Origin of the sequence: Streptomyces sp. NPDC002838, from assembly GCF_040295365.1 — a bacterium.
In the GTDB taxonomy this organism is placed as follows: Bacteria; Actinomycetota; Actinomycetes; order Streptomycetales; family Streptomycetaceae; genus Streptomyces.
This window is the reverse complement of the sequence record NZ_JBEOVF010000009.1, coordinates 1-23,150: the sequence shown is the minus strand read 5'-3', so window position 1 is coordinate 23,150 and position 23,150 is coordinate 1. Positions and strand designations below refer to the sequence as shown.

Annotated in this window: 17 protein-coding genes and 4 pseudogenes; 13 read left to right on the top strand and 8 right to left on the bottom strand. The window is 67.9% G+C overall.

Annotated elements, in window-relative coordinates; genetic code table 11:
- Nucleotides 1-30 precede the first annotated feature (30 nt).
- The 6 genes and pseudogenes from ABT063_RS14250 to ABT063_RS14225 form a co-directional block, all read left to right on the top strand.
- Nucleotides 31-688: pseudogene (locus tag ABT063_RS14250) on the top strand (cation diffusion facilitator family transporter); the annotation flags it as partial.
- 55 nt (nt 689-743) lie between these two features.
- Nucleotides 744-1,079, top strand: a complete 336-nt coding sequence (locus ABT063_RS14245) for an ArsR/SmtB family transcription factor (protein WP_351057575.1) — start codon at nt 744-746, stop codon at nt 1,077-1,079.
- A complete protein-coding gene (locus ABT063_RS14240) occupies nt 1,079-1,813 on the top strand; it encodes a cation efflux transmembrane domain-containing protein (protein WP_351057574.1) in 735 nt (244 codons plus the stop codon). Before ABT063_RS14245 ends, ABT063_RS14240 begins: the two co-directional genes overlap by 1 nt.
- 627 nt (nt 1,814-2,440) lie before the next feature.
- A complete protein-coding gene (locus tag ABT063_RS14235; RefSeq protein WP_351057573.1) occupies nt 2,441-2,596 on the top strand; it encodes a hypothetical protein in 156 nt (51 codons plus the stop codon).
- 818 nt (nt 2,597-3,414) lie between these two features.
- Nucleotides 3,415-4,638 carry a hypothetical protein gene (locus tag ABT063_RS14230; protein WP_351057572.1) on the top strand — a complete coding sequence of 408 codons (1,224 nt, stop codon included), beginning with the start codon at nt 3,415-3,417 and terminating at the stop codon, nt 4,636-4,638.
- Nucleotides 4,638-5,153 (top strand): hypothetical protein, encoded by a 516-nt coding sequence (locus ABT063_RS14225; RefSeq protein WP_351057571.1) that lies wholly within the window; start codon nt 4,638-4,640, stop codon nt 5,151-5,153. The genes ABT063_RS14230 and ABT063_RS14225 overlap by 1 nt, the downstream gene beginning before the upstream one ends.
- A gap of 18 nt (nt 5,154-5,171) precedes the next feature.
- Here the strand turns inward: ABT063_RS14225 and ABT063_RS14220 are convergent, their stop codons facing one another.
- Nucleotides 5,172-7,289, bottom strand: a complete 2,118-nt coding sequence (locus ABT063_RS14220) for a tetratricopeptide repeat protein (RefSeq protein WP_351057570.1) — start codon at nt 7,287-7,289, stop codon at nt 5,172-5,174.
- A 359-nt stretch (nt 7,290-7,648) separates the two neighbouring features.
- Here ABT063_RS14220 and ABT063_RS14215 point away from each other — a divergent pair, with 359 nt between their 5' ends.
- The 4 genes and pseudogenes from ABT063_RS14215 to ABT063_RS14200 all read left to right on the top strand — a co-directional run bounded on the left by ABT063_RS14215 (nt 7,649) and on the right by ABT063_RS14200 (nt 13,770).
- The gene (locus tag ABT063_RS14215) at nt 7,649-10,789 is read left to right on the top strand and encodes an AfsR/SARP family transcriptional regulator (protein WP_351057569.1); all 3,141 of its coding nucleotides are present in this window, start codon (nt 7,649-7,651) and stop codon (nt 10,787-10,789) included.
- Between the two features lie 321 nt (nt 10,790-11,110).
- A complete protein-coding gene (locus ABT063_RS14210) occupies nt 11,111-11,536 on the top strand; it encodes a hypothetical protein (protein ID WP_351057568.1) in 426 nt (141 codons plus the stop codon).
- A gap of 123 nt (nt 11,537-11,659) precedes the next feature.
- Nucleotides 11,660-11,887 (top strand): annotated as a pseudogene (locus ABT063_RS14205) (hypothetical protein); the annotation flags it as partial.
- A 569-nt stretch (nt 11,888-12,456) separates the two neighbouring features.
- Nucleotides 12,457-13,770 carry a hypothetical protein gene (locus tag ABT063_RS14200; protein ID WP_351057566.1) on the top strand — a complete coding sequence of 438 codons (1,314 nt, stop codon included), beginning with the start codon at nt 12,457-12,459 and terminating at the stop codon, nt 13,768-13,770.
- 912 nt (nt 13,771-14,682) lie between these two features.
- Here ABT063_RS14200 and ABT063_RS14190 read toward each other — a convergent pair.
- The 7 genes and pseudogenes from ABT063_RS14190 to ABT063_RS14160 form a co-directional block, all read right to left on the bottom strand.
- Nucleotides 14,683-15,159 carry a GNAT family N-acetyltransferase gene (locus ABT063_RS14190; protein WP_351057565.1) on the bottom strand — a complete coding sequence of 159 codons (477 nt, stop codon included), beginning with the start codon at nt 15,157-15,159 and terminating at the stop codon, nt 14,683-14,685.
- 243 nt (nt 15,160-15,402) lie between these two features.
- Nucleotides 15,403-15,561, bottom strand: a complete 159-nt coding sequence (locus ABT063_RS14185; RefSeq protein ID WP_351057564.1) for a hypothetical protein — start codon at nt 15,559-15,561, stop codon at nt 15,403-15,405.
- A 513-nt stretch (nt 15,562-16,074) separates the two neighbouring features.
- The gene (locus tag ABT063_RS14180) at nt 16,075-16,674 is read right to left on the bottom strand and encodes a DUF4365 domain-containing protein (protein ID WP_351057563.1); all 600 of its coding nucleotides are present in this window, start codon (nt 16,672-16,674) and stop codon (nt 16,075-16,077) included.
- 202 nt (nt 16,675-16,876) lie between these two features.
- Nucleotides 16,877-17,162, bottom strand: a pseudogene (locus ABT063_RS14175) (tyrosine-type recombinase/integrase); the annotation flags it as partial.
- 327 nt (nt 17,163-17,489) lie between these two features.
- Nucleotides 17,490-17,912 carry a hypothetical protein gene (locus ABT063_RS14170; protein ID WP_351057562.1) on the bottom strand — a complete coding sequence of 141 codons (423 nt, stop codon included), beginning with the start codon at nt 17,910-17,912 and terminating at the stop codon, nt 17,490-17,492.
- Nucleotides 17,913-17,998: 86 nt separating this feature from the next.
- The gene (locus tag ABT063_RS14165; RefSeq protein ID WP_351057561.1) at nt 17,999-19,468 is read right to left on the bottom strand and encodes a hypothetical protein; all 1,470 of its coding nucleotides are present in this window, start codon (nt 19,466-19,468) and stop codon (nt 17,999-18,001) included.
- Nucleotides 19,465-20,595: a tyrosine-type recombinase/integrase gene (locus ABT063_RS14160; RefSeq protein ID WP_351057789.1), complete on the bottom strand. Its 1,131-nt coding sequence runs from the start codon at nt 20,593-20,595 to the stop codon at nt 19,465-19,467. Before ABT063_RS14160 ends, ABT063_RS14165 begins: the two co-directional genes overlap by 4 nt.
- A 548-nt stretch (nt 20,596-21,143) precedes the next feature.
- On the opposite strand from ABT063_RS14160, the gene ABT063_RS14155 reads away from it, so the two are divergent.
- From ABT063_RS14155 to ABT063_RS14145, 3 genes and pseudogenes are all read left to right on the top strand, one after another.
- Nucleotides 21,144-22,484 (top strand): hypothetical protein, encoded by a 1,341-nt coding sequence (locus ABT063_RS14155; RefSeq protein WP_351057560.1) that lies wholly within the window; start codon nt 21,144-21,146, stop codon nt 22,482-22,484.
- A gap of 76 nt (nt 22,485-22,560) precedes the next feature.
- The gene (locus ABT063_RS14150) at nt 22,561-22,809 is read left to right on the top strand and encodes a Tn3 family transposase (protein ID WP_351057559.1); all 249 of its coding nucleotides are present in this window, start codon (nt 22,561-22,563) and stop codon (nt 22,807-22,809) included.
- 141 nt (nt 22,810-22,950) lie between these two features.
- A pseudogene (locus tag ABT063_RS14145) lies at nt 22,951-23,150 on the top strand (IS701 family transposase); the annotation flags it as partial.

The following is a 23,150-nucleotide window of genomic DNA, read 5'->3' as shown; positions in this document are numbered from 1 at the left end:
CGTCGAGCGCCTTGACCAGCAACTCCGGAACGTCTGATCGACCCGCCCGAGGCAGAGGCGGCCTGATGCTCGCCACCGCACACGCGGCATCGCCGAGAACGTGGCCGCGACCTGGTGCATCTCCAAGGCCAACCGTTCCTCCCTCAACGCCGAGGGCGCCTACCGGCACATCCTCAACGACCTGTTCGCCTTCATCGGCACCGCGATCGCCGCCCTGCTCGTCGTCCTCACCGGCTTCGCCCGCGCCGACGCCATCGCCACGCTCGTGGTCGTGGCCCTCATGTTCAAGGCGGGCTACGGGCTGCTGCGAGAGTCCGGCCGGATCTTCCTGGAAGCCGCCCCGGCACACGTCGAACCCGACGCGCTCGGTGACCAGCTCGTCGCCCAGCCCGCCGTCGTCGAGGTCCACGACCTGCACGTCTGGCAGATCACCTCCGGGCAGGCCGCCCTCTCCGCGCACATCCTGGTCGAACCCGGCGGCGACTGCCACGCTGTGCGCCGCGACCTGGAAGAACTCCTGCGCCACGACTACGGCATCACCCACACCACCCTCCAGGTCGACCACGCACGGGCCCCCGTGCTTCAGCTGGCTCTGCACCGCGCTCGCGACCTGCTGGCCACCGATGACGCCGCGCACTGCGCGGACTCGCACGGCCCGATCCACCGGGACGAACCGCACGACCACTGAAGGGTGCGAACGGTACACGATTTCCTGAATCCAGGAAATCGTGTACCGTTTTGCTGTGCTGACCCTCGCCTCCGACATCGACGCCCTGGCCCGTTTCGGTCGTGCCCTGGCCGACCCGATCCGCTGCCGCATCCTGCTCGCCCTGCGCAAGACGCCCGCCTACCCGGCCGATCTGGCCGAGCAGTTGGAGATCTCCCGCACCCGGCTGTCGAACCACCTCACCTGCCTGCGCGACTGCGGCATCGTCGTCGCCGTCCCCGAAGGCCGCCGTATGCGCTACGAGTTGGCCGACGCCCGCCTCGGCCACGCCCTGGACGACCTGCTCGGCGCGGTCCTCGCCGTCGAGGCCGACCGCACCTGCGCGGACGCCGAACAAAAGGGCTGCTGCTGATGACGACCATCTCCCTCGGCCCCACCCTGACCCGCCGCACCCAACTCGCCCGGCGCATACGCCTGCTGGTCGCCGTCACCATCACCTACAACGTCATCGAAGCGGTCGTCGCCCTCACCGCGGGCACCCTCGCCTCCTCCACCGCCCTGATCGGCTTCGGCCTGGACTCGGTCATCGAGGTCTCCTCCGCCGCGGCCGTCGCCTGGCAGTTCTCCGCCGCCGACCACGCCCTCCGCCAAGCCCGCGAGAAGACCGCGCTGCGCATCATCGCGCTGTCCTTCTTCGCCCTCGCCGCCTACGTCACCGTCGACTCCGTCCGAGCCCTGGCCGGCACCAGCGAGGCAGCGCACTCCACGCCCGGCATCGTGCTGGCCGCCCTCTCCCTCGCGGTCATGCCGTTCCTGTCCGCCGCGCAACGCCGCGCCGGACGCGAACTCGGCTCCGCCTCAGCAGTCGCCGACTCCAAGCAGACCCTGCTGTGCACCTACCTCTCGGCCGTCCTCCTCGTCGGCCTGCTCGCCAACTCCCTGTTCGGCTGGAGCTGGGCCGACCCGGTCGCCGCCCTGGTGATCGCCGCCGTCGCGGTGAAGGAAGGCCGCGAGGCGTGGCGCGGCGACAACTGCTGCGCCGTCCCCATCGGAAGGATCGCCGAAGCAGAGGGCCAGGACGACGGCTGCGGCTGCGCTCCGGGCTGCGCCTGCTGCACCCCCGCCCAGGAGAATGACGCCCGATGACCGGCTGGGCCTTGACGGCACTGGCGTTGTACGGGTTCTGGTCACTGACCGCCTTCGGCTTCCGCGCACTCATCCAACGCCGCCGCACCGGCGACTCAGGTTTCCGCGGCCTGTCCGGCACCCCCGGCTCGGCCTCCCGGTGGGCAGGGGTGTTGTTCATCGCTGCCCTGCCCGGTGCCGTCGCCACGTCTGTCGCCACACTGGCGGGGCTGCCCGTCCTCATTGGCGACACGCCGGCCACGCAAGGGGGCCGGGACGGCAATCGCCGTGCTCGAAGTCGCCGACGCCTTGCTCGCCCAGAGGGCCATGGGAGCGTCCTGGCGTGTGGGCGTGGACCAGGCAGAGCGGACCACGCTCGTCCGCAGCGGACCGTTCGCGCACGTCCGCAACCCGGTCTTCACCGCCATGACTGTCACCGGCCTCGGGCTCTCACTGATGGTGCCGAAACGTCTTGGCGATTGCCTCCCTTGCCGCGCTGATCATCGCTGTCGAGCTGCAGGTACGTGTGGCAGATGAGCCGTACCTCAGGGCGATGCACGGCCTGGCCCATTTCGGCCCAGCACTGCGGCCCTCGTCTCCACGCCCCCGCAGCTCAACATCGACCTCGACCACCTCACCGACGATCTCATGTCCCGCATGACGGGCACCCTGGAACAGAACTTCAAGAGCGCACTGCGCCAGAGCAAAGCCGGCGGGGTCGACCGCATCGCCGGCACCCCCGACTTCACCACCAAACTCCGCCAAGCCGTCATCTCCCAAAGCCGCTACCACATCGAACGCTAACGCTGTGACCGCGTCGTTGATCGCACCACCTGCCGCCAGCCAGGCGGCCATCAAATCAAGGCTCAAGACCACCGGGGTCCGGGGTCGCCCACAGTTCAGCAATTGCCCCTCCTGGCTCCCAGCCGTACAAGAGCAATCGGTCTGCTTCGGCCTGCCGTTTGGTCGCCCGGTATACGGCCGCCACATTGGAAAGTGCGGCTGCGCAGCGCGATCGTGCCGCGACGCGGTATGCGGTCAGTGCTTTATCCCACTGTGCGGAGGCCGCAAGTTCGTCGGCACGCATCCTGAGCGCTGCAGGCTGTCCGAGGGCAGCGTGACGGCTGATCAGGCGTTCCGCCTGCCGGCAATCCCATGTGCCAGACCACGTTCCTGCCCACGTACCGATATCCGACGCGTTCCTGAGCGAGGCTCTGCCCGGCGGACAGTCCTTGTAACCCCCAAGTAACCCACAACTGACTACATCGCCATACTCACCTTGCGTGCTAGCTGACCGAACGTCAGGCTGCCGCGCGATGCGGCAATGCGGATCGTCTGTCAATACCGCCAAGGGACACTCCCCGAGCAGGTGGCCAGGGCGCCCGGGGCCAACCCGCTTCGAGGTGGGGCGGCGCGGACACCCATCCGCCTTCGGACCGTACGCAGCCGTGGGTCCTCCGCCAAGTTCCGCATGATCGCCGCCGCGTCCCTCGTCCTGAACCCGAAGCAGGACGGCGACTGCAAGGTTTCCTCAAGGTCCTGACAAGCCTTCCGTCCATCGGAAGGGGGAGACGCCCAGCAGGAAGGGCCAAACCGGGCCCGCACGGACAACGGGGGACATCATGTCGGCGTTGCGGAAGGGTACGGAACCGTCGGTCGAGGAGCGCGAGTGGCTAACGCTCGTCGAGCGCAAGATGGTGCTGGTCGTCGTACACACCCTCACCTACGGAAAGCGGTTGGTCGACGTCCTGTCGCTGCTGGAGACCGACTTCAGGGTGCAGGTGGTGTTCACGGCACCACCGCACGTTTTCGGCGACGAGGTCCCGCGCTTCCTCCAGCGGCTGGGAGGCGCGGTGGTGCCGTGGGACGAGGCAGTGCGGATGACTTTCGACCTGGCGCTCGCGGCCGGGCCGCGAGGCGTGGAGAGGATTTCCGCTCCGCTGATCACGCTGCCGCACGGGGCCGGTTATCTCAAGCGCCTGGTCTCGGGTCCGCACACGGGTGTGGCCGGATTGCGCAAACATGACCTCGTCCCTGGCGGTCGGCTGCCCGCCGCCGTGGTGGTGCCCCACCATGCCGAACTGGTCGACCTGCAGCGGCACTGCCCGGAGGTGCTCCCGCTCACCCACGTGGTCGGCGATCCGGCACACGACCGCATCGCGGCGAGCCTTCCGCTGCGCTCCGACTACCGCCGCGCTCTCGGCCTGTCGGACGGAGAGAAGCTGGTGGTCGTTGTCTCGACCTGGGGTGCACGCTCGTCCTTCGGCCGGTTTGAGGCGCTGCTGCCCCGGCTCATCGCCGAGCTGCCCGCCGGCCAGTTCAGGTCCGTCCTCCTCGTACACCCCAACGTGTGGTCGGGGCACGGTTCCTGGCAGATCAGGGCCTGGCTGGCGCGCTGCACCGGGCTGGGCATCGCACTCATGCCGCCGGAAGCGGATTGGCGAAGTGTTCTGATCGCCGCGGACTGGATCATCGGCGACCACGGTTCGGTGACCGTGTACGGCACTCTCACCCGCGCGCCCATCCTGCTGGCCAGTTCACCGGAGCGGGAGATCAACCCCTCCTCACCCGCCGCTGCCCTCGCCCTGACCGCGCCGGCACTTTCGCCCACCCATCCGCTCGTCGGCCAGCTCCAGTACACCGCCGCCGAATACCGCCCGGAGGAGTATGCGGCGATCGCCACGCGTATCACCTCCGAACCCGGCCGCTTCAACCGCAACATGCGGCGGCTCGTGTACCGCCTGCTGGGACTGGGCCAGCCTGCCCACGAACCGGAGACGGTCCCCTTGCCCCAGCCGCCGCCGCTGGACACCTGGGCGCCGGGACGCCGGGAGGTTCCGGCGTGATGCGCTTCGTATCCGTCCGGCTGTGGGCGGCACTGCCGGATACCCCAGGGCCGCAACGGGACGCGGTGCCGAGCCTGTTGCTCCGCATACGGTCGGCCGAAGGGGATTACGACGTGCTGGCCCGCGGCGGTCCCGCAGTGCCCGGCGCCCCTCCCAGCACCGACGGGCCGGGGGCCTGTACGGACGAACACTTCGCCGTGGACACCGACATGTGCACCGAGGTCCGGTGGCCGGCCTGCGCCGATGTACTGCACGCCCGGCATCCACGCCGGTTCGCCGACGCGACGCGTCTGCTGGGCGACATCACGGCCACTCATCCGGGCTGCCGCCTTGCCGCGGTACCGCTGACAAGGGGCGGCTGGGCGGTCACCGAGAGAACGAGCCGAACGGTTGTGCCTCTGGCCCACCGGGTTCCCCCGGAACAACCGCTGTTGGCGTCCTGTCTGCACGCCTGGCTGGTGGCGGGACACACACTGCGGAACATCGAGCACATCCACGTGCTGCGCGGCTTGTGAGGATCGTTCTGCCTACGATCACCGGAGTCGGCGTGCGTCCACCGGGCTGGTGGTCTCGTACAGGGCGAGGGCGCGGGTGTGCAACTCCTCGGCGGTCGTGTCCTCGCCCCGTTCGTGTGCGGTGTCGCCGAGCATTTCCAGCGTGCGGGCCTGCCAGTGGAGAGCGCCGGAGGCGGTGAACACCGCGAGCGCCTCCTCCATCTGCGCGGTGCCCATGGCGTGATCGCCGGTCCGGGCGTGGGCCCGGCCGAGGAAGGCGAGAGCCCGGGCCGCGTCGTGCGGGTCGGCCACGGCCAAGAGCCCATCTCGGGCCTGGGAGAAGCAGGCGACGGCCCCTTCGGGGTCGTTCTCGGCGAGGGCGACCTCGCCTAGGAGGATCCTGGCCAGGGCCACCCCGCGCGGATAGCCGCACTCCTCCCAGGTCGCTACCGCGCGGTTCAGGTGCGACACAGCCTCGGCGAAACTCCCCGCCTCGTGGTGGCAGCCGCCGAGGCCGAGCAGCGCCTGCCCCTCGTCGCGTGCGTCCCCGGCATCGCGTGCGGCGTGCAGGGATGCCGAGTACCACTCGATGGCGTCGTCGATCCGGTGAGCGGCGCTCAGGCCGATGGCTCCGGAGTTGAGCATCTGTCGTTCGGCCTCCCGGTGTCCGTGGCTGCGGGCGGCTTCCAAGCCGATGCGGTGGGCCTCGATCCACAGGTCGTAGTGGCGCAGTCGGAGGAACAACGGCCACATGGCGTCCACGAGTTGCCAGGCCGTGGCATGCCAGCCGCGCTCGACAGCCAGGTGCAGCACCGCCATGAGGTGGGTGCGCCGGTCGTCCAGCCAGCCCAGGGCGCCCCGGTCGTCGGCGAAGGGCGCAGGCAGCGTGGGTAGGTGCTCATAGGCCCGGGGCAGGGTCAACTGGATGGGCGTGATGAGGCGTTGGGCCTCGGTTGTGGTCCAGAGGTAGCAGTCGGCGACCCGCCGCAGGATCCGCTCACGGTCCGCCTCGGTGTCGGTCGTAGTCGCCCGGTCGCGGGCGTGTACCCGGACGAGGTCGTGGAAGCGGTACACGTCAGGACCGATGTCCTCCAGCACATTGGCCTCGACGAGTTCGTCCAGTCGGCGTTCCGCCCACGCCAGGGATTCCGCACAGGCGGCTGCGGCCGCCCGGGAGTCGAAGTCGGGCAGCGGCAGCAGGCCGAGGGCCCGGTACACCCGTGCCGCCTCGGGGCTGAGGACCGCGTACGACGCGTCCAGGGCCTTGCGCACGGTCGCCTCCCCTTCGACTTCCAACGCGGCCAGGCGGCCGACGTCCGGTGCGAGCGCATCCGCCAGTGCGGCAACGGGCTGTTTGGGACGTGCGGCGAGCCGGGCGGAGGCGAGGCATACCGCGAGGGGCAGGCCCGCGCAGAGGTTCACGACCTGGCGGACCGCGGGTAGTTCACCGGAAACCCGGTCTTTGCCGGCGCCGCGGATGAACAGCTCCAGGCCGGCGGCGGGATCAAGCGTCTGCAACCGGTGGAACTCCGCTCCGTCCAGGCGCAGTCCCGTCAGCCTGTTCCGGCTGGTCACGACAACTAGGCCGCCGGGCCCGCCCGGTAACAACGGCCGGATCTGTGCCGCGGTGAATGCGTTGTCCAACATGACCGCGACCCGCAGGTCCGCGGTGGCGGACCGCCACAGGGATGCCTGCTCTGCCAGGTCGGTGGGTACCACCCCGGCGCCGAGCGCCCGCAGAAACCGGCCGAGGATCTCACCCGGGCCCGCCGGTCCATCCGCTGCGTGCCCGCGCAGATCGGCGTACAACTGCCCGTCGGGGAAGACGGATTCGTGCTTGCGCAGCCATCGGGAGACCAGGGTCGTCTTGCCGATGCCGGCCGGGCCGTTGACCACGATCAGCGGCTTACGGGAATCGGTGTCCACGTTTCGCGCAAGAAGCCGGTCCAAGGCAGCCAGTTCGTCGACGCGATCGGTGAAGTGCGCTGGTGTGGGGAGAAGTTGACGGGGTGCCGGCGGAGGCGGAGGCGGCGCAGTCTGGACGTGAATGCCGCCATGAACGTCACGGGCCTGGACGGTGGGTCCGTAGAACCGGGCCGATCCACCGATGACGTTGCCGGTCTCCCTTCCCTGGCCGTCCTCTCGCGCCGCACTCATACCGCTCGTCCCCCTCCGACCGGTTGCCCGCTGCATCGATCAAGGCCGTCCTACCCCCGTCACAGCCCGGACGATGCGGGCCCCCGGCGTCGGGCACGTCACAAAGAAACGATTCAGCCACCCCGCCGACCCCGGCGCCCCGGTCAGTCGCCGCCCATTCGATTCAGCCCGCGGACGAGCAACGCACCGTCAGCATCCACCTGCACCTCGTGCTCCGCCAGCGCGCCGGCATCCCGTTTCAGTCAGCGCGCGGCCGCACCTGGAAACACTCACCGCTCCCTGTCATGCTCATCACTCCATGGCACGTCCTTTCCCCTCTGTCACGTTCGTCGAAATGACCGGACCGGCGGGAGGCACTGGTGGAATTCCAGGTACTTGGCCCGGTGATGTTCCGGGCGGGCGGTCAGCGGGTGGAGCTCGGCTCGGACAAGATACGAGTCCTCTTGGCCCTTCTGGCACTTGACGTCGGCCGACCGGTCGCGCTGGGCGTGATCGTGGACCGGCTCTGGGACGGCGAGCCGCCGCCGCACGCCCGCGAGAACGCGCACAGCTATGTCTCGCGGCTCCGCAGGCAGCTACGGTCGGCCGACCCGTCGTCCGCGAGCGCGCCCCGCATCGTCAGCCGGGCCCACACATACACCTTGGAGGCCACCCGCGAATCCGTCGACTGGCACCGGTTCCAGCTTCTCGTGGCGCAGGCCGGTGCCGCCGCGACGGACGGTGACGACGAACGGACGGTCGCCCTCCTCGACCGCGCCGAACGCCTCTGGCGGGGCGAGGCATTGGCAGGACTGCCCGGCCTGTGGGCCGAGACCGCACGCCGAACACTGGCAGAACGGCGGCTCAGCGCCGCCGTCTCCCGGATCTCCGCCTCCCTCCGGCTGGGCCGGTTCGCGGCGACGACCGCCGAGCTCACCTCACTCGTCGACCGGCATCCGGGCGACGAGACGCTGGCGGGTCAGCTGATGCTGGCGTACTACGGCAGCGACCGTTATACCGACGCACTACGGGTGCATCAGGAGACCCGTCAGCTGCTGATGACGCAGTACGGCTCCCGCCCGGGCGCCGAGTTGGACCGCATACACCACGGGGTCCTCGATCGCGTACCGGCCGCCGATCTCGTCCGGGGCCGGACAGCCGCGCCCCGCCCGGCCGCGGCCCCGCCCACTCCACGCCCGCCCAGGAACCTGCCGCATCAGCCGTCGCTGATCGGCCGTCGCATGGAACTGCAGGCCCTGAGCACCTCGGTCGATGCTGCGGCGGAGCACACGTCGGTGATCAGCTTGGAGTCCGTCAGCACCGTCAGCGGCATGGCCGGGGTCGGCAAGACCGCCGTGGCCGTGCATGGCGCACGCCGGCTCGCCGAGCGGTTCCCCGATGCTCAACTGTACTTGGACCTGCGCGGCCACTCCCCCGCCAGTGAACCGCTCGGCCCTGGCGCGGCCCTGGCCACGCTGCTGCGGCTGCTCGGCGCGCCCGCGGAGACCATCCCCGTCGAGCTGGAGGGCCGTACCGCGCTGTGGCGGACCATGCTGGCCGAGCGCCGGGCCGTGATCGTCCTGGACGACGCGGTGAGCGCCGACCAGATCCGCCCGCTGTTGCCGGGCGGCTCGCCCTCCCTGACGATCATCACGAGCCGGCGCCACCTGACCGGCCTGCCGCATGCCCGGCACATCCCGCTCGATGTGCTGCCGACCGATGACGCCATCACCCTGTTCTGCCTGTTCGCCGGCGAGGAACGCATCGTGGGCATCCAGGAGGTCGCCCGAATTGTTCGATTATGCGGGCATCTCCCGCTCGCGATCGAGCTGGTTGCCAGCCGCTTCCACGCCCATCCGTCCTGGACGCTCACCACGCTCGCCGATCGCCTGACCAGCACCGAGGGCAGGCTGAGCGAGATCCGGGATGGCGAGCAGGAGATGGCTCGGGCCTTCGACCTGACATACCAGACCCTCACGGAGGAGCAGCGCACCGCGTTCCGCCGCCTCAGCCTGCACCCCGGCCCGGACTTCACGGCGGACTCGGCCGCCGCTTCACTCGGCCTGAGCCCAGCCGCCATGGAACGCGTACTGGAATCGCTACTGGCGTGCCATCTGCTCCGTGAGCCCACTCCGGACCGGTACCAGTTCCACGACCTGCTGCGCGAGTACGGCCACTCCCGGTCCATCGCAGAGGACAACGACCAGGACCGCGCCGATGTTCTCCACCGGCTCACGGACTTCTACGTCGACGCAGCCGACCACGCCGACCACATCGCGTACCCTCGCCGCTCCAAGCCCGTCCCACCGCGAGACCGCAGCCACGCCCGGCTGCCGCGCTGGCCCGACGCCGAGACCGCGAAGTCCTGGCTGGCCGCCGAGTACGCGAATCTGCTGGCCGCGGAGCGCCACGCCCGCAGCCATGACCGCCCCGGGGCCGCCGCCCAACTCGCCTACGCCTTGGCCGGTTTCCTCAACGAGGAGTGCCACTGGCGCGACGCCCGGACCGTCCTTCAGCCCGCCGTCGAACACTGGACCCGGACCGGTGAGCAGGCCACCCTGTGCCGCACTCTGCTCCACCTCAGCGCGGTCCACGCGCACACCGCGTGCTACCCGGAGGCCGCCGAAAGCGGAGACCGAGCCTTGCGGATCGCCCGTGCGACGGGGGACACGGAGATGGAGGCCGAGGTACTGCGGACCCTCGGCACCCTCAAGTGGCACCTGGGCGACCATCAAGCCGCACTCGTCCTCTTTCAGAAGTCGTTCGCCATCATCGTGACATCCGGAGATTCGCTGGACCGCGCGCGCCTACACAACAACATGGCGGTCACCCTGCTGTTTCTCGGAGAGCACGACCGCGCCCTGGAACACTTTCAGAAATCACTCAGCGGATTCACCGAGGCAGGCGATCATGCGGCGCTGGGCAAGACACTCAACAACATGGGTGATCTGCATATGCGTCGCGGGGAACTGGAACACGCCCGCCGCTCGTTCGAGGAATCACTGACCCTCCTCGAAAATTCCGGAAACCGCTACGACCGCGCCACAGTACGCGGTAGCCTGGCCGACGCCCTCACGGAATTGGGCAACATTCCTGCAGCAATTCCCCTTTACCAAGAAACGCTGGCAGAATTCCGCACACTCGGCGACCTGAAGAGTCAGGCAGACACACTGATAGGACTGGGAGAGGCGAACCGAAAAGCTGGTGACGCCAAGAAGGCGGTGCGACACCTCCTGGACGCGCTTGACATCGCCCGAAGGATCGGCGCAACCCACCAAGAAATACAAGCCCTGCGCCGTATCGGGCAGGCACATTTGGATACTGGCCGATTCGACTTGGCAGAGGAGCATCTGAAGGCAGCTATTTCTCTGGCCGAGCGCATGCATGACAGCGACGAAAAAGAGGAGGCGGAAAGCGTTTTGGCGGCGGTACGACCGACGGCAGGTGCTGCCGCCGCGGCACAGGCGCTACCGCAGCAAACGTTCGACACGCCCAACGGTAATTCAATGCACAACCAGTGAACTTCGTTCAATTACACATACAAGCCGACAGTCATATATGGTCCCTCCGCACAGCGTAGTCGATCAAGAGGGGACCTCGTTAGCGTGAGCACTATGCGTCGACTGACCGTCGGAGTCGGCCTCGCCGCCACATTGGTCATATTTGGCGTGAACGCGCCAAGCGTTTCGGCGGCTGAACTCGCCTCGACCGCAACGGTCACGACGGAGAGGTGCATCATGATGTGACCCCCTGAGGGTCAATTGGCGCACCGGGGTGGCAGCGCACGCTGTCACCCCACCCATCGAATACGAAAGGGCGGTGCGGGGGTGGAGCCGATATCGATGGCACTGCTGGCGGCGCTGGCGGGGGGAGCCGGCGGCGAGGCCGGCCGACAGGCCTGGTCGGGGCTGAGCTCGCTGGTACGACGCCCGTTCGGGCTGAGCCGCAACGCGGACGCCCCGGCGGTGAGTTCGGGAGAGGCGGAGCTAGTCCGACTGGCAGAGGCCCCGGACGACACGGCAAGAGCTCAGGCGCTCAGCACAGCACTTGCGGTGCGGGCGGCACTGGACGCGGACTTTCAGGCAAGTCTGCGGCGCTGGTGCGCCTCGGCCGAGCTGCTGGACACCGGCGACGTCCACAACGAAATCAGCGGCGGCCGTTTCGCCGGGCCGGTGCTCCAGGGTCGCGACTTCTCCAGCATCTCCTTCACAGCTCCGCCCTCACCACAGGTCGACCCCGACACGGACACCCCAACCTCGACGAGCTGAAGGCGCCGGCCCGCATACCCTTCTCGGCCTGGCAGGTTTCTGCCCGCTACGCCCACGGGGCGTCCTGACCGAGCTGCGCCGACGCGGTGAGGAGATCGGCCTACCCCGGATCGGGGCCACGATCTCCGGCACACCGCCGCCACCATCATGTTCAGTTCTCGGTTCCCACTGGCCGTGGTCTCCAAGACGCTGCCCCACTCGACGCTGTCCACCACGGTCAACCTCTGCGGCCACCTACTGTCCTATGCCGCTCGTGATGCCGAGGCGGCCACGGAGTTGCCATCACGCCGCCATCACGTGTCACAAGAACGCATCCAGCGGGCCTGCCATAGTCGGCAGACCCGCTGGTGAACACCGTCGGGACGACAGGATTTGAACCTGCGACCCCTTGACCCCCAGGAGTGCGGGCTACCGGGATTATCTGGATAAACCGGCTATTTCAAGGGCAGATACCGTGCGCTTCACGGTGTGAAGTTCGGCATCGCGCATGCCGTTTGGTCCCCACTGGTCCCCGGAACGCAGACCACGTCCAGCCCCACAGCAGAGCGCGGGCCGATAGCCGCTCGCTCGGCAGTGTCAGCTCTGGGGGCTCTGTCAGTGGCCGGCGTTACCGTGAGATCAGCCAGATCGGCTCGTGGCCTCGGAGGGTGGCAGGCGTGGGTGACGTGGAGTGGCCGAAGGATCCAGGCGCCTACGAACAGGCCGTCGCCGTCCTACTCAGCTGCATGCACCCGCAGCTCCTGCGCGTCGATGGATCAGGTGGCGATGGCGGCAGAGACGCACAGCTCACGGACCCCGACGGGCTCCACGTCTTCGAGATGAAATCCTTCACCGGCCGGATGACAAAGGGGCGCCGGGACAAGGTCGAGAAGTCCTTGGGTCGGGCCGCGCTGCTGAACCCCGTCAGCTGGGACGTCATCGTGCCGATCGACCTCAACCCGACCGAGGAGAAGTGGTTCTGCGGCCTTCAGCAGGGGTTCTCGTTCCCCCTTTCGTGGCGCGGGGCCACCTGGATCAAGGCCCGACTGGCCGAGCACCCGGCTGTGCGCCGGTTCTATTTCGCCGACCATCACGCAGAGCTGGGGCACCTGCTTCAGGAGATCGCCCGGAGCCACATCTCGCCCATTGACACGGCGGCCGACGCAGCCGCGCGGCTCCGACAGTTGTGCGACCGCCTGGCCGAGCTGGACCCGCACTACACCTTCCGCATCACCGCCGGCCCGGGACCGCACACCGGAATTGAAGTCCTTCCCGCCTATCCAGGAGCCGATCGCGACCAGCCACTCCACATCGCGCTCAGCATCACCGACCCCGACACCCCGGAGGGTGAGTCTGCCGCTTCGGAATTCGAGCGCTGCCGGCGGTACGGTGACCCCATCGAGCTGCCGGCACACTACGTGCGGCTGTCCGGCCCGCCCTCACTTCTACCGCCGCAGGGCTCCGACCGCGTCCACCTAGAAGCGGTTCCCGAGCCCCGGGACCTGCCGGCCCAACTGATCGTAACCGACCCAGCAGGCAAGCGCCTCGCCGTGCTCGGGCTGCACATGACGTCCATCCGTTCCGGCACCTGTGGAGGCACCCTCACGGGAGCCGACCCCACAGGAGCCATCACCTGTCGGCTTCGCCTGGACCGCACAACGCGGGAGTCCTCGATCAAGATCGATGTGAACGTCCCCGAGACGCTACGACCTGGGCAGTGGCTGGATGTAGTCCGATTCGCTTCTTACGCAGAGCCGGGAACATGCCTGCAGATGACCCTGGCAGGACATGCTGTGAACGACCCCGCGCCCTTCCGCATCACACCGCGTCATGGCGGTGCGGTGCCGGTGCTGCGGGTACTCGAACAGCTCGTCACCATCGAGCAACTGGCGGTGACCACTCTGATGGTCCCCAAAGACCCGAGCCCCGAGGACCTTCGCGCCATACGCGAGGCCCACGCACTGCTGACGGGTGGAGCGGTCGAGGAAGTGGTCTCTTCAGTGACCATGGAAGCCGATGACACCGAATCCATTCGAGGGCTGTTCACCGCGCCACAGCCTGTTCGGCTCAGGCAGAACCACCCCGCCTACGAGATCGAGATCTTCGGCCAGAACGTCCCCATCGGCCCGGTCCAGCGCACTCTGCCTCCGCTGTACGTCTCCGAACACCGCCGTACCGCGGATGGTTGGCACGTCACGCTCACTGCCGGCGCCGAGCTCGGGGCCAATGTGGCAAGCATCCGACGCGCCGGGTAGCCAGCACCTCAACAGTCCGTGCCACCATGCCGGCAGTGATGCATGTATCCACCACTGGTCCCCGGACATGGTCCCCAACCCAAACACGTCCGCCGATGCCGTCACACGGACGCGTCGTCGACGGACGAACGTGCGTTCCAGGTGCGACTTCGCTTACTTCCCCTTGCCGCGAGCGCTTCACGACGGCAGGTACGGGAGTGGGCTGCTACACCGCTCTACGCCAGCACAAAGCCATCGATGACCCGGGGCCGGCCGGCACCCTGGTAGGCGCCGTCGGCCGGGACGGGTACGCCGTGCCGCTGACAGGTCCGGATGACGCGATGGGCACGGGCTGCGGCCAGGTCGTAAGTGCGTCTTGGCAGCGCAGGTGCGATCCACAGCACTGTGCCGGCCGGTCTGTGACGACCTGGACGTTCACTCTGAGGCAGCGGTACTTGGCCGAGTAGTCGGCGGCTGTCGCCGCCCCGGAGGCACTCGCCCAGGGGCCCGTCGAGCAGCGCGAAGTCCGGGTCTGTCTCGCGCAGCAACTCGTACTGACCGCCCCCTCTGTTTCGGCCCTGGGGCGCATTCCCTCTTTTCCCTGACCTTTACCACGGCCGACGCTGCGAGGCAGATCCGTGCACCGGGCACTGGTCCCCAGAGCTGGTCCCCAAGCCAACGTCGCGAAGTCCTCTCCCTTGCTAGAGAGGAGATGCTTGCGTCATCGTCGGCGGGGCATCCGTGACGCACGTCCAAGGGCCGCCGCCGGGTCACGAGGTCGGTTCGCCAGGACCGCTCACGGCGTGAGATCTCGTGGCCCTGCGCCTAAGCCCGCGTGGCTTCATGAGTGAGCATGAGAGCCAGATGTAGGTCAGTTGGGAGGCCAGTCGCAGGCCCCCGGTGGCGGGAACGTCAGTGAGTTTTGAGGCCACCTCAGGACCCGTCTTTGAGCCTGCCGCGTGAGGGATCGATGATCATCAGTGGAAGCTCCCTGCCGGGAATAGATCCGGAAGGCACCGTGCCGACGCGGGTGGCGCCCATGGCCCGGTAGAACGGTTCAGCGTGCGGATCGGACCCGATCTCCAACGGTTTGAATCCCAGAGCTCCCGCGACTGCGAGCGCGTGCTGAAAGAGGAAGCACCCGACGCCGCTGCCGATGGCCAGCGGATCCACGAACAGCATGCCCAACTCCCCGGCCGGTGGGTCGCCCTCAACGGTGACGAAGCCGATGACCCGTCCTTGATGCTCCGCCACCGCGGTGCGCCGCTGCTCGATTTCGAACGGCTGAAGAGTCAGCTCGTCCCGGCATCTAGCGAGAAAGTCCTCGTCATATCCCCAGTGGCTCTTCGAACGCAAGGTCAGCTCGCTGAGCATGGCCGCCTCCTCCGGACGAGCCGCCCTGATCCGCATCGAATGCCCTCCGCTCGCTAGCGATCACCTGACATGGAGGATCCTCTCCCGCCCCACTATCACCGCCTACTGAGTTCCCTGAGGGGTCCTCATGCTGGCTGGGCCCTTCCTCGGTGCCGTGATGATGGCCGCCTCGCGTCCCGGCGCAAGGTCGTTCGTCCTCGGCTGCGCCTGCGGGCGCTCCACCTTGACCCACTCCGGCGGCGAATGCGGCACCTGTCGAGGAAGGGAGGGATGTGCTCGTCAGTCTCGTACGAGAGGTATGCGCGCGTCCCCGCCCCTTCCCCAGGGCCGCCCGGCCGCGCTCTGCCACCTGCGCCACAGGTCCACGAGTGTCCCGGACACCAGGCTGTTGCCGCCGAGCACCGCGAAAGCCGGATCCGCGCGCGGAAGCTCGGGCATGGGGAGAGCCGTTGCGGCGGCAGCTACGACAAGCTCCTCCGGGTCTACGAACCGCGCCGCCTGAGCCCGAAGCGTCTCCAGGTACCGCATCTTGGCCGTCAGCGACGGCTTCGCCCCCTCCTCCGAATGTCCACGGTCAACGCCGAGGAATTGCTGATCTTGACCTCGATGAGACGAAGCGCACCATTCGCAGGCGCCGTAAACCCGTCGCATACCTTCGTCGACCAACAAAACGGGGGCGGTCCATGGTTCACACCAAGGGCCGCCCCCGGACAAGTCCTCGCGCTGCCGCAAGGACAGCGTTCAGTCGCCGCTCGTCCTTCTCCTTTTCGTTGCGCTCGTACGTACGCCGGCCGGTTCACTGGCCAGCTTCGGCGGCCAATCCCGGAGCGATCCGTGCGCACCGAGCGGCGTACTCCTGGAGGTGTCGGGCCCTGAACTGCTCGGCGTCCCAATCCTCGTCGCGGACCTCGCCGTCTGGCCAGATGTACGCGAGCCCGCGCCCGCCGGAGGTCAGCGGCACCGGCGGCGCGGTAGTCGGTGAAGGCCGCAGGGGCCAGATGCAGCGTCGGCGGCATCTCGGTGACGGGCAGCAGGTTCGTGGTGAGCACTTCGGTGATTCGGCGCGGGCCGCAGGTACAAGCCCGCCGTCCGGGGCACGGCAAGATGCAGAAGTACATGGGCTGCGTCCCGGTCGAAGCGCTGCGCGTGTTTATCGATGTGCACGACGCGGCTGGCCCGGCTGACCGCGTCCGGAAACTCAGCCTTGACCTCCACCCACCACGCCTCGCCACTCTCAGGGTGGGAGAAGACCAGGATGACCGGCGAGTTGCCGGACAGCCAGTGATCAAGATCGCGCTGGTCGCAGACGTAGTGGAACCCGTCGTCCGTCTCACCGGAGAAGCGCCGGTCCTGGGCCTTGCTCTGGACCAGCAGGGTCAGGTTCAGCACGGCACCGTTGTCGGGGTCGACCAGATCGATGTGGCCGTCGATGCCGTGATCGACCCGCCGGGGATGAAAGAGGTGGCCCATCTCCAGGCACCGGCGTTCGATCAGGGCGATGCCCTTCTCCCCGATGAACGTCTGGCGCGTCACGGTCTTGCGATCAGCCATCACCACACCCTCCCTGCTGGACACGGCACGTCTACGGGCCACCGGCCGAGCTGCTGCTCACTGAGGCTACGCGGCACCACTGACAACCGGGCCCGAGCGCATCCAGGGCTTCACAGGGCAGCAGCCTTGGCGCAAGGGGCATCCAGCCCTTCCAGCTGAACCTGGCGGGCTCCCCCGCCCGCTTCAGCTCGGGCGAGGAGAGCTACGCCTCGTGCTGCTCATCAGGCTCAGGCGGCTGATCGTAGGAACTGAGAAGCCCTTCGATGCGCTGGTTGTTGATGGACTGCCGGTCATAGAGACACTTGGCGTACCGGCTCAGGAGGACCTCGACGCTGTTGCCGACCCGCTGGGCGACCTCGGCCGGATCGGCGCGCGCACGGCCAGGTGGACAAGGCCGAGTGCCGCAGGTCGTACGGGCGTTTCGCGAGCGGGGTGCCGGTGAGAGCGGGCGGCAGAGCCAGTTCGCGGGTCTCGTGCCAGACCCGGTTGTTCACCATGCGCAATTGTATGCGCCCCATTGCTCCGAACTACCATTCCCGGCCGGCCAGGGCACACGGACACGTGGGGGGATGCATGGCGAGAACCGCGCGACAGATCCTGAACGCACTCAGCCGCTCGACGAGCGTTCACATCCACCCGACGACCGAACTGGCCGCACATGTGGACTCCGCAGCGGCTGCTATCGACAAAAGGCGCCGGGAAAAAGGCCAGGAAGCAGCACGCAGGAAACCCGAACTGCGCCCCGTCGCGCGGGCCGAACACGGCCGGTCCATCGAGCTGACGCCGTGGCAGGTGCTGCACGCCGTCGCCCGCGGCTACGTCCTGGCCGGCCAGGGAATGGGACGCGGGCTCGCGGAACACTGGCTGAGCCTGAAGTTCTGCGAGGCCCTGTACGGCTCGCCGTCGGCGTTGGTGAGGCCGGTGGCGGCCAGGGCATTGATGAGCAGTCTTCGGATTGCGGTCGGCGTGAATGCGCGGTGTTCGGAGCCGATGTCGCGCTGGAACAGCAGCGGCATCGGCGGGTTCCAGACCTTCTCACGGACGTCGTAGGAGGCCACCAACGGGATCGCCCCGCTGGGGCCGCGCAGGCGGCTGATGATGGCGCTGAGGACGTCGGCGAGTTCTGGGCTGACCAGCAGGAGTCGCTCGGTGTCGGTCTTGGACGGGGCGATCTGCAGCAGCGGCACGACTTCGCCGGTGGACGGGAGCCGGTACTGGGTGACGCTGTGGTGCGTCAACTCCAGGAGTTCCTCGTTGCGGATGCCGGTCAGGCGAAGAACCTCGATCGTGGCGAACGCCCAGAATGCCTCCTCTTCTTCATAGGTCAGGTTCCGCCGCCGTCCGCTGGACGTCTCTTCGCCCCAGGTGAGGTGGCCTGCGGCCTTTGGGGCGACGGCCCTTCGCAGTGCCCCGTCGGTGCCGGAGACCAAGGCCCCGGGCTCGGCGTTCTTCGCTGCCTGGAGCAGGTCGGCGGCCGCGCGTCGCCGACGATCGGCGCTGCGACCAGCACGGGCAGGACAGGCAGCCGCTCGCGTGTGCGCTGGTCTATCCGGGCCTTGCGCCGCTTGCGTTCCTTCGCCTTGCGGATCTCGTCATCACGGATCGGGCAGGGCACGGCCCATGGCCCCCAGCGTGCTGGTTCCTCGGCCGCCCACTGCGCGATGTCGAGGTAGAACGCCCGGACTCGCATGAGCTCGTCCTTGGCATTGAGCCGCGGGCTGGAGACCTCGACGCTCTTCCCATCGGGCCCGGTGATGGTGCGCTTCTTGACCTTCAAGTCCTCCTTCCACTGGCGGGCCACTGCCGGTGGAAGCCGCAGGGAGGCACTCCCTGGCGCCAGGGCTTCAATCCGGGCCCAGAACAGACCCGCAAGAGTGCGCGAAATCGCGTCCAGGCTGGCGAAGTCCAGCGAAGGCTGCCGCTCCCTCAGGTAGTCCACGATCAGATCGCGGACGGGCCGGCACTGGATCCGGTAGCGGTCCACCAGCTCCTCGACGCTCAACTGGCCAAGGGCAAGGCCGAATGCCCGGATCGTTGCTGGGGCGTCCTCGGGGAAGACCCCCAAGGCCCGCAGCCGCAGATAGAAGTCGACCTTCTTCTGCCCGCCGCGGGCATGAACCCGACGCTGGGCATCGACGAGCTCCACGCAGTCACCGACCGTGATGTCGCGGACCAGCCCTCCCTTGCAGGCCAGCAGGGTCGCGATGCGCGTCGCGGCGATCTGGGCGTCCTTGCGCGCGCTCGCCGGCCCGGACTCGGCCAGCTGGCGCAGGCGCGCGAACTCGTCGGGATCCCGGACCTCGGCCATGACCGAGGTGAGATACCGATGCGTGCGGGTGAGCATCCACGGCAGGCCAGGTCGGATGACGTCTCCGCAGATCAGCATGAGCAGCCCCGAAGACAGGTCCTCGCGGTCATACGACGGCGAGGACCCGCACTCGCGCAGCCACCGCAGCGGAAGATCCACCCAGCCGGCTCCAGGGAGATCCTCCGCGCCGCTGGCCTCCCACCGCTGCTGCCAGGTCTCCCCGGGCAGGCTCGACAACCAGCGCAGCAGCTTGGTCACCCCGCGTCGACGACCGGCTCGGGTGCCGTTGACCGCCGGGAGAAACGGCGGCGCCGTCAGCCGCCGCAGCGTCTCCTCCAGCGGCCGTGCGGTGTGCGGCCACCACGGCTCGGCCGGCCGGGCCGGAAAGCGCGTCCGCAACTGGCTGTTCCTCGCCTGGGCCTGCTCTGCCGTCGCGTTCGGAATCTCCAACGGCTTGCGCGTCACATGCTTGGCGACGGCGGTCACGACGACCGGCCGAACAAGACGTCCAGCGACGCCGGGTTGTAGCCCGGCGCCGGAGGTGGCGGCACCGGCTGGCTGTACTCACGGGCCTGACGCTCGTGATGGGCCAGTACCCCGGCCACGACCTCGTCCTTGCGCGGCGTCAGATATAGCTCCGTGGCGGACAAATGTGCATGTCCGAGCACCCATTGCACGTCGGCCAACGTCAGCTTCGGGTCCCGCACCATGCGGGCGGCCGCGCTGTGCCGCAGGTCGTGAAGGGTCCAGTCGGCGCCGAGCGAGACATTGACCCGCTCGAACATCCGGTGGGCACCGTGATAGGTCAGAGGCCGCAGCGGACGTCGCCGTGTCCACCATACTGGCTGCGTACGACCACGTGGCACATGACCGTGTACCTCCTGCTGATAGAGGCGCAACCACACGAACGCGTCTGCCGACGCTGGCACCTGCTGCACCGCCCGCGTGCCCTTGCGCACCACACTGATCAACTGCTGGCCGGGGTCAACATCGCGCTGCCGGATGCCGATCAGCTCCGAGGCGCGTACTCCGGTGGAGATCCAGAACGCGACCAGGGCGCGGTCGCGGTGGGAGGGCAGCGCAGCGAACAGCGCGTCGAACCACTCGTCGGGAATGGAGCGCGGGATCCGCCGCGGGATGCTGGGGCGGTAACGCCCCACCCGCTCCGGTTTCCAGCCGTCCATCGGATTGTGGTGCGCGTGCGGCCGGCCGGAGCGACGGGAGAGGTCCAGTGGGAACGGGTTGAGCAGCGGGCCGGATCCCGCGTCGCGGTGGATGTCGTAGAAGCGTCGTAACACCGTCTCGCTGTGCGCGACGGTGGTCGGGGCGTAGCCGGGCCCAGCTGACGGCTTCCCTGTCACAGGGTTCGGCGCGTTGGCCGCCCGTCCCGGCCGCCGAGCCGAAGCCTTCGCTCGCCTTGGTTTGACCGTCAGCTGAATCCAGCGGCTGAAGTCCCTGGCCTCTGCCCGGGTCGCTCGGTTCCAAGAAATGCCCACTGCCTGCAGGAACCGCCACCACCGAAGCACATCCATTCCGTAGGAGCGGACCGTCGACGGGGCTTTCCCGGCCGCCAGTAATTCCTGGAAGTAGACGGCGACCGCTTCCACGGTCATACCGTCGGGATCGACGAGCCGATACGGCTCGTACCGATCGCCGGTCTCCACCAGGCGGCCCCACCGAGGAACCACCAACGTCGCCAGATCCCGCTCGGGAACATCGTCCATCACGACCGGTGACCGTAGCGACCGCAGACAGCATCTGCTCCCTGAACTGCCCAATTCTCACTGTTCGTTCAGTCAACGGGGCGTCCGCTGCCCAATGCTCTGGCCCGACCCTGCTCAGCGTGACAGGCTCGTCGAGATCCGCGACAACCTCCTCGCCCGCGTCGCCGAGGCCGAACGCGAAGGATGGCTCGGCGAAGTCGAAGGACTGCAAGTGAGCCTCGCCGGAGCGGAGGAGAAACTCGCCCAACTCGGCCGGCGCCAGACCAGCCGCAGCGTCGTCGACCTCGGTATCCCCGCACCGGTCTCCGCGAGGGGAGTCGGTGCAGTGCGGAACAAGTCCAGAAATTCCAGTGCTGGACACACCCCTAGATCTCTACCGTGATGGAGGCCGGTGACAAAGCGATTCGGCCGGCCATGTCCTGAACAGAGAGGCCCGCATGGAAGACATCTCGCAGTACGACGATGACCTCTGGGACGACTTCGAAGATGATTGGTTCGCACCGCCTCAGATCACTTACCAGGAGGCTGTCGAACGCCTTAAAAGCCTTGCGGGCAAACGCACCGACGTAGTCGTCGAGTGGGATGGCAAGCAGAAGTGGGATGGCCGGCGATGGCGCGACGATGCACGTGTCGTCTTTGCCGACGCCGACGGTCTGCGCATGCGACTGAGGTCGGCAGCGCAGCTTGAGCACGTCGAGCGCATCGTCAGCTCAGGAGTTCCGCTGCCTGAGCGCCATGCCATCTGGTACCCACAGAACGGAGTGATCACAGCTCGCCTTGTCGGCGACTTCGACCAGTTCCACAATGCTTTGGTACGTAGTCTCCTCCCACGACAGAAGCGAGCCGTCGATCTGGAGGGCCCTCTGGGCGCTGACCTGGCCGGCATGCTTGCCTCGACAGGGGCGTTTCACGTGGGTGAGGAGGCAGACGGCTCAGGCCGGTCGTTGCGGCTGGTCTCCGTCCCACCTGAACTGTCCCTGCTGTACAACACGCGCCACGGAGGAGGGCTCTCACCAAGTCTGGAACTCTCGGGGGTGTCGGCCTCAGACGCAGCCGAGGCACAGAAGGTGCTGGTCGCGTACGGCACCTCGTATCTCTTCGGCCTCGCCAAGGCTCAAGCAGCGTCACTGCGCCTTTGGGACACCGGATACCGTCTCGGGAGCCGGAGGGGACCCTCTTACTCGACGAAGCTTCGTTTCCCTCAGCGGCAATACGACGCGGAGCCCGCCGAGCTTTATGGTGCCGGCAATGCTGCGGGGCGTCACCCTGTCGAGCGGTGGCTGAAGTTCTACCAGGTGCTCGAGTTCTACATGCCGAAGGCCGTCGACTGGGAGGTCGCCCGACAGGGAGTCGCCAAACAGGAGCAGGCGCAATCTCCGTATGCACGCCCTCAGAAGACCGGCAGCCTGGGGAGCGAGCAGAACCAACTCGATGCCGTGATCAACCTGGCGGTGACACAGGCAGACGTCGCCGGACTCCTACGTGATCGGGAGCTGTTCACGACACTGAGTGACCCCACGATCATCCAGCATGTCGAGACGCTTGAGGACGACGGCTCCGGTGCCCCGCTGCCCGGCAGTGACTACCGCAATGCCATCTCTTCACGGGTGTACGGCATCCGGAACAGGATCGTGCACATGAAGGAGGGAGGCGGACCGAAGGGTACGCCTCTCCTGGGTCTACACAGCCAGGAAGCACGAGACCTGGCCGCCGACCTGAGGCTGGTCCGCTACCTGGCCGAAAAGGCCATGGAGTACTGGGCCACAGCCCTGCCCTAGGACTGCTGAAGAAGCCGCCTCTTCAACCGCGAAGCGGACGTCACCTCACGAACCGCCCTGCCAGTTCAGAGAAGCGGTGATCTTTCACAATGCCCTGGACATCTCAGAGATCGTCCGCCAGCTCCTGGAGGAGGGCTGGGAGATCGACCCGGAGGACCTGGCCCACATCTCGCCGTACCTGACCGAGCACATCAAACGGTTCGGCGAGTATTCCACTCACGAACTCGGCATCCAGCCCGAGGAGTACGACCCGAAACTCGACGTCGACTTCACCCAGCTCCGCGACCAGGACCTGCGTGCCGAGGGCTTCCGGACCGCGGCCTGACCGGGCGAGGCCAGATGGGAGTACGGTCCTCGCGTATGTGTTACCGGTAGTTCGTTAAATCCGGTAGTGGTGCGGGTTGACGACAGGTCGGGTTGGTCGTAGGCCGGTGGCAGGAGTCAACTGCCTTGCTGGGGGCTGAAGATGACTGCTCGCCGTCCGTGTCCGCTCGCGCCGGGGCCGTTGGAGGAGTACGCGGCCCGGTTCGACGACCTCTTCTTCAGCCTGGCACAGCGGCGAGGGTTTCGCGAGTATTTGACCGGGCTGCTGGCGCCGCGGGAGCGGAACAAGACGATCACCTGCCTGGCAGGGGCGGAGCCGGTGGCCGGCGCGGGGATGCCGGG